Genomic DNA, 10,553 nt, shown 5'->3' on the forward strand with positions numbered 1-10,553 from the left:
ACGGGGGAGCGGGGGACGCGCGGGTCAGCCCGCGGTGCCGGCCACGCCGTGCTCGAACGCCCAGACGACGGCCTGGATGCGGTCGCGCAGGCCGAGCTTCTGCAGCACGTTCGACACGTGGGTCTTCACGGTCGCGTCCCCGACGAACAGCTCGGCGGCGATCTCGGCGTTGCTCAGGCCCCGAGCGAGCAGTCGGAGCACCTCGGTCTCGCGCTCGGTGAGACCGGCGCTGGCCAGCGCCGCGTCGGCTGCGGGCACGGCGTCCGCGCTCGTCGGCGGGGCGGTCGCGGTCGCCCGGCTGATCACCCGCCGCGTCACGTCCGGGGCGAGCAGCGCGTCGCCGGCAGCCACCGTGCGGACCGCGTCGATCAGCCGTTCGGGCGAGGCGTTCTTCAGCAGGAACCCGCTCGCCCCGGCCTCGAGCGCCTGGAAGAGGGCGTCGTCGTGGTCGAACGTCGTCAGGACGAGCACCGCCGGCGGATCGGGGAGCGCCGCGATCCGCCGCGCTGCCTCGAGCCCGTCGACGTTCGGCATCTGGACGTCGAGGCAGACCACGTCCGGTCGATGTCGTCGCACGGCATCGACGGCTTCGGCGCCGTCCGCCGCCTCGCCGACGACACGGAACCCCGGCTCGGACTCGAGGATGACGCGGAACCCGGCCCGGACGAGGTCCTGGTCGTCCGCGAGCACGATCGTCAGGTCGTCGGCAGCCATGCCCGCACCAGGTAACCTCCCCGGGCGCGCGGCCCGATCTCGATCCGTCCGCCCACCGCGGCGACGCGTTCGCGCATCCCCACGTGGCCGAGTCCGCTGCCCGCCGTGTTCCGCGGAGCGCGGTCGCCGTGCCCGTCGTCGGTGACCTCCACCTCGACGCAGTCGGCGAGGTACCGCACGCGGACGTCGGCCCGGGCGGTCGGTCCGGCGTGCTTGAGGACGTTCGTCACGGCCTCCTGCGCGATCCGGTACGCCACGGCGGACACGGTCGGCGGGACCTCTCGCGGGTCGCCGACGACCACGTACTCGGTGGGGTGGCCAGCCGTGCGGGAGGCATCGGCGAGCTCGCCGATGCGGCCGAGGCCCTCGGTGCTCGGAGCGTCGCGGAGGTCGTCGCCCGCGGGGTCGTCCTCGTGGGAGCGGAGGGTGCCGAGCATCCGCCGGAGCTCCTCGACGGCGGTGCGCGCGCTCTCCTCGACCACGCCGAGCGACGCGGTGGCCTGCGCCGGGTCGCGGTCGATCACCCGTCGGGCGGCGCCGGCCTGCACGCCCATCAGCGAGACGTGGTGGGCGACGACGTCGTGCAGTTCGCGGGCGATCCGGACGCGTTCCAGCGTCACGGCCTGCGCGGCGCTCCGCTCGCGTTCGGCGGCGAGCTCGGCGGTCCGGACGTCCAGCTCGTGCTTCGCGACGGCCGAGGCCCACGCCCGGTTGCCGGCGTACCAAGCGGCACCGAAGTAGATGACGTTGATCAGGATGTTGAGCAGCGAGAACGCGATGTAGGGCGGGATCAGCCCGCCGTCGTCGTTCGGCAGTGCGTTCGGGACGGCCCAGCCGAAGGCGATCCCGATGAAGAGCCAGGCGAACATGCCGCCGATCACGACCCACCGGACGGCCTCGGCCCGGACACGGTCGGAGCACCACGCCCCGACCGTGTACAGCGCGATGAACAGGGTGAAGTTGACGAGGAAGACCTCGGGCACGTGCAGGAGCTGCAAGGCCGCGAAGGCCAGTGCCGAGACGACGGCCATGCTCATCGGCCAGCGCCGGCGGAACGCGATCGGCGCGGCGTTCGCGACGATCATCAGCGCGGAGACCCACCACGCGGCCTGGTCGTCGCCGTAGGTGCCCGCGGCGGTGTAGAGCGTCGTCGTGATCGCCAGGCCGGCACCGAGGACGAGCGCGAGGACCGCGTCCTGGCGGAGCTCGCGGCGCCCCACGGGCAGTCGCGTCCACTCCGTCGCCGTCCCCATGCGGACCACGCTAGCGGGTGGGGCTGCCGGACTGGAGGCGCGGGGGGGCGGGGGGGGGGGGGGGCGCCGCCCCCCCCCCCCCCCCCCCCCCCCGCCTCCAGTCCAGCGCCAGTGCTGGCGTCAGCCGTCGGCGTCCGCCGCCGTCGCGATGCGCACCCGGGCCGGCAGGCTCGCCACCGCGGCCCGCCACACCCAGGCCGCCGCCGCGAACACCACGGCCGTCAGCAGCCAGAGCACCCAGGGCACGTCCGTGTCGAGCAACGCGAGTGACGACGGGAACAGCGCCATGCCCACCGAGCTCGCGGTCTGGAACACGCCGATCGCTCGGCCACGGATCCGGGGGTGCGGCGCCTCGGCCATCACGGCGTTCGCGGCCGGCAACGCGATCATGTCCGCCACGGCCAGCAGCACCGCCACGAGGACCACGTACGACCAGGCGGCGCCCCCCTCCAGTGGCGGCAGGACGATGAGCGGCACGGCGGTGAGTCCGGTCAGCGCGGCCCCGACCGCGACGAGCACCCCGCGGTCGAAGCCGGCGACCCACCGCGTCACCGAGGTCTGCAGGCAGGCGGCGAGCCCCGTCGCGACGGCGAACTGCACGGGAGCCACGGCCGCGGGCATGTGCCACCGCTCGACGAACAGCACGCTGAGCGCGACGTTCGGCAGCACCATCGCCGGCCCGATCAGGAACTGCCCGAGCGTGATCAGCCGCATCGAGCGGTCGGCGGCGAACTCGCGGAGCGACCCGGTCCGGACGTCGTCGAGGTCCCGCGGCTGCGGTGCGGTCGACCGGGTGCCGCCGGTGCGCTGCGAGGCGAACACGACTGCTGCGGCGACGCTCGTCACGACGTTCGCGACCACGAGCCAGCGCAGCCCGTCGTGGCCGCCGCCTGCGAGCGTCACGGCGGCGACGATCGCGCCTGCGCCGAGGGCTGCGGCCTTCGTGGCCTCGAGGAAGGCGAACCACCGCTCGAACGGCCGGCCGTCGGACAGGTCGTGGACGTACGCCGTCCACGACGTCCAGTAGAGCCGTTCGGACGCGTTCGCGAGGAAGATCGCCGCGAACACCACGACCGGGTCGTGCGCCACGAGGTACAGCGTGAACCCGGCTGCGGACAACAGGTTGTTGGTGATCATCGACGCCTTCGCGCCGAACCGGTCGGTGACCACCCCGCCGAGCAGCCCGATCGGCAGCGCGAGCAGCGACGCAGCGGTCGACAGCACGCCGATCAGCGCCAGCGAGAGGTCGGTCGTCAGGGTGAAGTAGACGATCGTCAGCGGCAGCGTGAGGCCGGCGCCGATGGTGTCGACGAGGACCGCGAACGTGACGAAGCGGTGCTCGGCGAGCGTGGAGAACGAAGCCCGGAAACGGGCGCGGATGGAGAACACGGGAGACCCTCGGTGTCGTCGCACGGCGTCGGTGCCGCGCGGGCGTACAGGAAGCGCGCGGACGGGTGGTCCGCGTGGAGGGGGAGCCGGCTCTGGTGCCGGCTCAGCGCTTCGTTGCCATGACTCCGCTGTCGTCGGGATCGGGTGTTCGCCGTCACGCTACCGCAGGAGTAGCCTCCCGCCAACGGAGCAGGGGAGACACCATGCAGTTCCTCGTCAACGTCATCGACGACGGGCAGGCCGAGGCCGCCGGTCGGACCGAGTCCGCGTCCCAGGCCGAGATGGACGCGGTCGACGCGCTCAACCAGCGCCTCGGGGACGCGGTCGTCATCGCCGCCGGGGTGTCCGCGCCCGCCGACGCCGTCGTGGTCGACGCCCGCGATGGCGGAGCGACCGCGACGCCGGGGCTGCTCGGCGACCCCGCGGAGTTCGTCGCCGGGTTCTGGGTCATGGAGCTGCCGGACGCCGAGACCGCCCTGCGCGTCGCGAACGAGGCGTCGGTGGCGTGCAACCGGAAGATCGAGCTGCGGCCGCTCCTCTGACGACCGGCCCGAGGGCTGCGCCGACCGCGGTCACCACGGCCCCGGCGACGAACGCCATGACCGTGCCGACGGATCCGACGAGGGCACCTGCGAGGGCCGAGCCCGCGGCCTGGCCGAGCACGAGCGCCACGAAGAGCACCGAGGTACCCGCCGCCGCCCGGTCGGGGTCGATCTCGGTCGTCCACGTGATGAGCGCCCCGGTCGCCGCCGTGTAGCCCCAGCCGAACACCGCGCACGCCAGCAGTGCGGCCACGGTCGACTGCGGCCAGACGCCGAGGACGACGACGGTCACCGCCACGGCACCGGTCGTCGCCGTCCAGGTCGTCGCCGCACGGAGACGGCTCGTCCACCTCGCTGTCAGCACCACGGCTGCGCCGCCGATGCCGAGCGCGATCCACGCCGAGACGGAGGCCGCGACCGGGGCACCGGCGTCGACGAGGGCCGAGCGACCGTAGGTCCACACGACCGCCGAACCTGCGCCGAACAGCAGGGCAAGGGCGATCACCCCGCGGTGCGCGAGGACCCACGCGCGGTCCGGGTGTCGTGCGGGCGCGGCGGGCTGCGTACGTCCGCCGCCGCCACGGTCACCGCGGCTCGCCGCGAGCAGGACGCCGCCGACCACCAACGCGAACACCCCTGAGACCGCCCAGGCCGCACGCCAGTTCGGCAGGAGCACGAGCGCGAGCACTCCCGCACCCACCAGGCCGGGCCCGGTACCAGCGTTGACGATCGACTGCGCCCGTCCCTGCACGACCTCCGGCACCTGTTGGGCGACGAGCCGCACGAGTGCGGGCGAGGCGAGCCCCGCCCCCGCGGACCCGATCACCGAAGACACCCCGAACACCGTCGAGTCCGGAGCGGTCGCCATCCCGAGCGCGCCCGCTCCGGCCACGATCGCGGCAGCGAGCACGAGGACCCGCGGCACCCGTGCGGCGAGCAGGAACCCGACGAGCGCGCCGACGCAGTAGAGCACCGACGCACCGGAGGAGATCCACCCGGCGGCACCGGAGGAGAGCCCGAGGTCGCGCTGCACGTCGGGCAGGAACAGCCCGTACGCCAGCCGGACGAGGCCGTAGGTCGCGGCGATGAGTCCGAGCCCGCTAACCAGGAAGACTCGCTGTCGTAACGAAAACGATCGTTTCACTTTTGAGAGCCTAGGGTGCTCTCATGGTGATGCGTCCAGGAACCGAGCAGAAGCTCCTCGACGCCGCCGAGGAACTCTTCTTCACCCGTGGCATCGCGGCGACGCCCATCGACGCCGTGCTCGAGCGTGCGGGGATCTCCAGCGCCACGCTCTACCGCGGGTACGCGAGCAAGGAGTCCCTCGTCGCAGCGGCACTCGGACGGCGGCACGACGACTGGCTCGCCACGTGGGACCGGACCATCGACGCGGCACGGGACGACCGGGGTCGGTTGCTCGCCGTGTTCGACGCCCTCGACGCCTACCGGTCGACCGCCGCGGGGTCGCGGTGGTGTGCGTTCCTCGGGACGGCGGCCGAGTACGTCGACGCCCCGGAGGACGTGCGCACGGTGCTCGACCTGGAGACCGGGACCCTGCATCGCCGACTGGCCGAACTCGCGGCACCCGTGGTCGGGGATCGGTCCGCGGTGCTCGCCGACCAGCTGCTGCTCGTGGTGTCCGGGTACCTCGCGATGCGGCTGCGCGACCCCGGCCTCGGTACCGGGACGGCGCGGTCGATCGCCGGTGCCCTCATCACCGGAGGTGCGGGAGCACCTGCTCGGCCAGCAGTCCGAGGCCGATGAGCATCATCAGCACGCCGGACACCTTCGTCACGACGACACTCGCCCGCGGACGCGACCGGAGGATCCGCCGTGCGGCCAGGGCGACGAGCAGGTAGACCACCGCGCAGTCGATGAGGTGCAGGCTGCCGAGCACCCCCATCTGCACCGGGGCCGGCCAGCCCCCGGGTGACACGAACTGCGGCAGGAGCGCGAGGAGCAGCAGCACGCCCTTCGGGTTGATGCCGCTCACCCCGGCGCCACGGAGGAACCGCGACCGCGCGCTCGTCCCGAGCGGCCGATCGCTCGCCGCGACCACGGTGCCGGTCCGGGCGACCAACGTGCTGACGCCGAGGTACAGCAGGTACGCGGCACCTGCCACCGTCAGGATCGTGAGGGCCGCCGGGTACTCGGTCACCAGGGCGCCGATCCCGAGCGCCACGACCACGACGACCACCACGTAGCCGCTCACCATGCCGAGGATCGACGGCACCACGGACCGCGGCTGGAGTCCCGCCGCGATGGCGTACGCCCAGTCGGCTCCGGGTGTCAGTGCGAGCAGGAGCGCCACCGTCCAGAACTGCAGCATGAGGGTCAGGTCCACAGACCGAGACGCTACGGACAATCGGGCGGAATGTGCTCCGGTTCTTCCGCGCGACACCCGGTTCTTCTGCAATGATCGCCGCCATGGACGCACTCGACCGGGATATTCTCTCACTGCTGCAGCACGACGGCCGGATGAGTGCCACCGACCTGGCGTCCGAGGTCGGGCTGAGCCTGTCGTCCTGCCACCGGCGGTTGAAGGCGCTCGAGCAGTCCGGCGCCATCGAGCGGTACCGCGCCGTCGTCTCACCGGAGGCCGTGGGGCTGCACTTCGAGGCGATCGTCTTCGCGACCCTCGGCCGCACCGACCTCGAGACGATCGGCGGATTCGAGGAGCGGGTCCGCGCGATGCCGAACGTGGTCGAGGCGCAGCGGTTGTTCGGTGACCCGGACTACCTCCTGCGCGTCCTCACACGCGACCTCGCCGCCTACCAGGAGTTCTACGACACCGAGCTCGGTACCTTGCCTGGTGTGCAGCGGATCTCCTCGACCCTCGTGATGAAGCGTGTGACCTCGGACGGCACGGTGCCCCTCGCATGACCGGCTCGCGCGCGGGCCGGATCACCCGCCGGTCCCTCGTCGTCGGCGGTGCCGCCGTGGTGGTCGCGGGTGCCGCGGCCGAGGCGGTGAACCTGCGTCTCCTGCCCGGCCGGTCGACGATGTACCGGGTGCTCGGGCTCGACGGCCCGGCCGGCACCGTCCCCGACGTCGCCCCCGTCCCGTCGAGCTCGGGATCGTTCGTCTCGTCCGCGCGGAGGGGCAGGACCGTCGGCTGGACGATCGCCGCGCCGGAGGCCGACGGACCCCTGCCGATCGCGGTGGCCCTGCACGGGTACGGCGACGACCACGCGGACTTCTTCGGCTCCCACCTCGGGTACGACCGGTTCCTCGCCGCGCACGTGGCTGCCGGAGGTGCACCCTTCGCGATCGCCGCGGTCGACGGCGGCAACCGCTACTGGCACCGGCGTGCGGACGGCGACGACCCCGCCGCGATGGTCGTCGACGAGTTCCTGCCGCTGCTCGCGCGTCGCGGGTTCGACACCGCGCGCCTGGCGTTCACCGGGTACTCGATGGGTGGGTACGGCGCGCTCCACCTCGCGGGCGTGCTCGGCTCGGCGCGGGTGCGCGCGGTCTCCGCCATCAGCCCCGCGCTCTGGACGTCGGCGGGCGACACCGCCCGCGGTGCGTTCGACGACGCGGCGGACTTCCGGGCGAACACCGTCCTCGGGCGGCAGCGCTCGCTCGACGGCATCGCGGTCCGGGTCGACTGCGGCACCGGCGACGGCTTCGAGCCGGCGGTCCGCACGTACGTCGACGGTTTCTCGACCGCGCCGGCCGGTGGGTTCGAGCCGGGCGGCCACACGACCGCCTACTGGCGGCGCACGGCGCCGCAGCAGCTCAACTTCCTCGCGCGCCACCTGCGGTCCTGACCCGCGTCGACGGCGGCCTGGAGGCGCGTGGCGGGCCCGCACCGCGCCTCCAGACCGTCGACAGTCCGCTCCAGGGCACGTCCCGGTCTCGTCGATGACTGTCCCGGTTCACGATTCCCGGGTTCCGCGAACCAGGACGGTCAGCGCGCGGACGAGCTCAGTCGGTCCGGCGGGCGCCGTGCACCGTGTCGGCGGCGAGCTCGGCGAGCCGGTGGTCGCTCGTCTCCTCGTGCGCGGTGATCGTGACGACCGCATCGCGCGCCTGGTCGACAACGACGTACTGGCCGTACCGACCGTCGAGCCGCCACGTGCCTCCGGGACCGTCCCACGCCGCGATCCCGTAGCGCTCGAACGGCGCTCCGCCGCCGGTCTCGACCCAGTCCGCGTGCATCCCGTCGATCCACTCTGCCGACACGATCTGCGTCGCGCCCCACCGCCCGCGATCGCGGAGCAGTGTGCCGATCCGGGCGAGTTCCGACGTCCGGAGTTCGAGGCCGCTGCCGCCGACGATCCAGCCCAGCGGGCACCGGTGCCACTGCGGGTTGTGGATGCCGAGCGGATCGAAGAGCCGGGGGAGGAGCCAGTCGCGGACGTCCCCGACGACGGCGCCGAGCATGCGCATCGCCACGTACGGCGAGGCGTCGCTGTACTGGAAGACCCCGCCGGGCTCGACCGTGCGACGGGAGAGCATCTCGGCCGCCAGGTCGGGCCACGGGACGACCTCGTCGCCGAACCACGCGAAGTCGATGCCGCTGGTCATCGTGAGCAGGTGCCGGACGGTGACGGCCCCGACCCCGTCGCCGAGCGGGACGTCGGGCAGGAGTTCGGGCACACGGGTGTCGAGCGTGAGCAGCCCCTCGTCGATCGCGAGGCCGACCGCCAGCGCGCACACGCCCTTCGACACCGAGTACACGTTCACCCGGTCGTCGCTCCGCCACCGGTGCTCGGCTTCGTCGTCGCCGATCCGCACGTTCACGCCGTAGGCACTCAGGTGCTCGGAGTCGATGCCGTCGACGATCCGCGCGAGCGCGACCTCGGCGCTGTGGCCCGACATCAGGCGCGCCCGCGGTTGCGGCGGCGGATCTCCTTCGGCGCCCGACCGGCCATGAACGACCGAGCGGGATCGACGAGGAAGCCCTGCCGCAGGGCCTCGCGTCCGACGAGCATCCGGAAACCCATCTGGTCGCGGTTGCTCAGTGTGACCTCGGCGTCGAAGACACGCCCGGCGAGGGTCATCTTCGTGAGGACGACGATCCGCTCCTGGGTGTGGCCGGTCGAGCTCCGGACGATGCGTCGATCGTGCACGTCACACTCGATCGTGACCGCGTCGGCATCGGTGTCCTGCCAGGGGTGCACCGAGAAGCGGACGCGGTCGCCGGGGAGTTCCTCGAGGTCGAACGCGTGGAGTGCCGAGCTGCGGGCGCCGGTGTCGAGCTTGACCTTGATCCAGGGGATGTCGAGGTCCGGCAGCGCCGCCCACTCCCGCCACCCGGCGACGACGAGACCGCCGTTCGGGGACTTCGGTGTTCGGGCCATGTGCCCATCCTGTCGCATGCTCGGACCGGGCGTCCGCATGCTTTGATGGAGCGTCGCCGTCGATACCGAACACCCAGCGGAGCACCCCCGATGAAACTCGCCATCCTGTCGCGTGCCCCGCACGCGTACTCGACGGAGCGCCTGCGGGCCGCCGCGATCGACCGCGGGCACGAGGTCAAGGTGCTGAACACCCTGCGGTTCGCCATCGACCTGACCGGGGACGACCCCGACCTGCAGTACCGGGGCAAGCTGCTCTCCGACTACGACGCCGTCCTGCCGCGCATCGGCAACTCGATCACCTACTACGGCACCGCCGTGGTGCGGCAGTTCGAGCAGATGGACGTGTACACGCCGAACACCGCGAACGGCATCACGAACTCCCGCGACAAGCTCCGGGCGAACCAGATCCTGTCCCGGCACGACATCGGCATGCCCGCGACGACGTTCGTGAACGGCCGCGCCGACGTCCGCGGAGCGATCGAGCGGGTCGGTGGAGCACCGGTCGTGATCAAGCTGCTCGAGGGCACGCAGGGCATCGGCGTGATCCTGGCCCCCGAGGCGAAGGTCGCCGAGTCGATCGTCGAGACGCTGCACTCGACGAAGCAGAACGTCCTCATCCAGAGCTTCATCTCGGAGAGCCGCGGCAAGGACATCCGAGCGCTCGTCGTCGGCGACCGGGTCGTGGCGGCGATGCGTCGGAGTGCGTCCGGCGACGAGTTCCGGTCGAACGTGCACCGCGGCGGGACGGTCGAGAAGGTCACGCTGACGCCGGAGTACGAAGAGGCCGCCGTCCGTTCGGCGCAGATCATGGGCCTGCGGGTCGCCGGCGTCGACATGCTCGAGGGCAACGAGGGACCCCTCGTGATGGAGGTCAACTCGTCGCCGGGCCTGGAGGGCATCGAGCGCGCCACGGGCCTCGACATCGCCGGCGCGATCATCGACTTCATCGCGAACCAGGTCGCGTTCCCGGAGATCGACGTCCGGCAGCGCCTGTCGGTGTCGACCGGGTACGGCGTCGCCGAGCTGCTCGTGCACACCAACGCGGACCTCGTGGGCAAGACGATCAAGGAGTCGGGTCTCTGGGACCGGGACATCACCGTCTTGACGCTGCACCGGGGCTCCGGCGTCATCCCGAACCCGCGGAGCGGCGTCGCCCTGGAACCGGGCGACCGGCTGCTGTGCTTCGGCAAGCTCGAGGAGATGCGGTCGATGATCCCGGAGCGCCGGAAGCGTCGCGCCAAGCTCCGGAAACTGCCGAAGGAACCCCGCCAGACCGAGGCGTGAACCCGCCGTACAGCGCATCCGGATCGCGTACCCAGGACGGATGCGGAAGTATGTGTCGGTGA

General features: G+C 72.4%; 12 protein-coding genes. 5 read left to right on the forward strand and 7 right to left on the reverse strand.

Annotated features, from left to right (window positions below; all coding sequences use genetic code 11):
- Nucleotides 1-24 precede the first annotated feature (24 nt).
- From ABIC61_RS06215 to ABIC61_RS06225, 3 genes are all read right to left on the reverse strand, one after another.
- Complete coding sequence (locus tag ABIC61_RS06215; protein WP_354029208.1) at nt 25-714, reverse strand: response regulator; 690 nt, start codon at nt 712-714, stop codon at nt 25-27.
- Nucleotides 696-1,967, reverse strand: a complete 1,272-nt coding sequence (locus tag ABIC61_RS06220) for a sensor histidine kinase (RefSeq protein ID WP_354029209.1) — start codon at nt 1,965-1,967, stop codon at nt 696-698. Before ABIC61_RS06220 ends, ABIC61_RS06215 begins: the two co-directional genes overlap by 19 nt.
- A gap of 120 nt (nt 1,968-2,087) precedes the next feature.
- A complete protein-coding gene (locus ABIC61_RS06225) occupies nt 2,088-3,356 on the reverse strand; it encodes an MFS transporter (protein ID WP_354029210.1) in 1,269 nt (422 codons plus the stop codon).
- A 203-nt stretch (nt 3,357-3,559) separates the two neighbouring features.
- On the opposite strand from ABIC61_RS06225, the gene ABIC61_RS06230 reads away from it, so the two are divergent.
- A complete protein-coding gene (locus ABIC61_RS06230) occupies nt 3,560-3,898 on the forward strand; it encodes a YciI family protein (protein ID WP_354029211.1) in 339 nt (112 codons plus the stop codon).
- Here ABIC61_RS06230 and ABIC61_RS06235 read toward each other — a convergent pair.
- Nucleotides 3,804-5,042 carry an MFS transporter gene (locus tag ABIC61_RS06235; protein WP_354029212.1) on the reverse strand — a complete coding sequence of 413 codons (1,239 nt, stop codon included), beginning with the start codon at nt 5,040-5,042 and terminating at the stop codon, nt 3,804-3,806. The two genes, ABIC61_RS06230 and ABIC61_RS06235, sit on opposite strands and share 95 nt — an antisense overlap.
- 23 nt (nt 5,043-5,065) lie before the next feature.
- On the opposite strand from ABIC61_RS06235, the gene ABIC61_RS06240 reads away from it, so the two are divergent.
- Entirely contained in the window at nt 5,066-5,662 is a 597-nt protein-coding gene (locus ABIC61_RS06240; RefSeq protein WP_354029213.1) for a TetR/AcrR family transcriptional regulator, read from the forward strand.
- Here ABIC61_RS06240 and ABIC61_RS06245 read toward each other — a convergent pair.
- Nucleotides 5,613-6,242 carry a LysE family translocator gene (locus ABIC61_RS06245; RefSeq protein WP_354029214.1) on the reverse strand — a complete coding sequence of 210 codons (630 nt, stop codon included), beginning with the start codon at nt 6,240-6,242 and terminating at the stop codon, nt 5,613-5,615. The two genes, ABIC61_RS06240 and ABIC61_RS06245, sit on opposite strands and share 50 nt — an antisense overlap.
- A gap of 83 nt (nt 6,243-6,325) precedes the next feature.
- Between ABIC61_RS06245 and ABIC61_RS06250 the strand changes: the two genes are divergently transcribed.
- The gene (locus ABIC61_RS06250; protein WP_354029215.1) at nt 6,326-6,781 is read left to right on the forward strand and encodes an Lrp/AsnC family transcriptional regulator; all 456 of its coding nucleotides are present in this window, start codon (nt 6,326-6,328) and stop codon (nt 6,779-6,781) included.
- Nucleotides 6,778-7,671 (forward strand): alpha/beta hydrolase, encoded by an 894-nt coding sequence (locus tag ABIC61_RS06255; RefSeq protein ID WP_354029216.1) that lies wholly within the window; start codon nt 6,778-6,780, stop codon nt 7,669-7,671. The genes ABIC61_RS06250 and ABIC61_RS06255 overlap by 4 nt, the downstream gene beginning before the upstream one ends.
- A gap of 157 nt (nt 7,672-7,828) precedes the next feature.
- Here the strand turns inward: ABIC61_RS06255 and ABIC61_RS06260 are convergent, their stop codons facing one another.
- Nucleotides 7,829-8,725 (reverse strand): serine hydrolase domain-containing protein, encoded by an 897-nt coding sequence (locus tag ABIC61_RS06260; RefSeq protein ID WP_354029217.1) that lies wholly within the window; start codon nt 8,723-8,725, stop codon nt 7,829-7,831.
- Nucleotides 8,725-9,207: an ATP-dependent zinc protease family protein gene (locus tag ABIC61_RS06265; RefSeq protein WP_079236982.1), complete on the reverse strand. Its 483-nt coding sequence runs from the start codon at nt 9,205-9,207 to the stop codon at nt 8,725-8,727. Before ABIC61_RS06265 ends, ABIC61_RS06260 begins: the two co-directional genes overlap by 1 nt.
- Nucleotides 9,208-9,297: 90 nt before the next feature.
- On the opposite strand from ABIC61_RS06265, the gene rimK reads away from it, so the two are divergent.
- A complete protein-coding gene (gene rimK / locus ABIC61_RS06270; protein WP_079236981.1) occupies nt 9,298-10,491 on the forward strand; it encodes a 30S ribosomal protein S6--L-glutamate ligase in 1,194 nt (397 codons plus the stop codon).
- The last annotated feature ends 62 nt before the right edge of the window (nt 10,492-10,553 follow it).

Source organism: Curtobacterium sp. 1544, from assembly GCF_040544915.1.
GTDB classification, from domain to species: domain Bacteria; phylum Actinomycetota; class Actinomycetes; order Actinomycetales; family Microbacteriaceae; genus Curtobacterium; species Curtobacterium pusillum_C.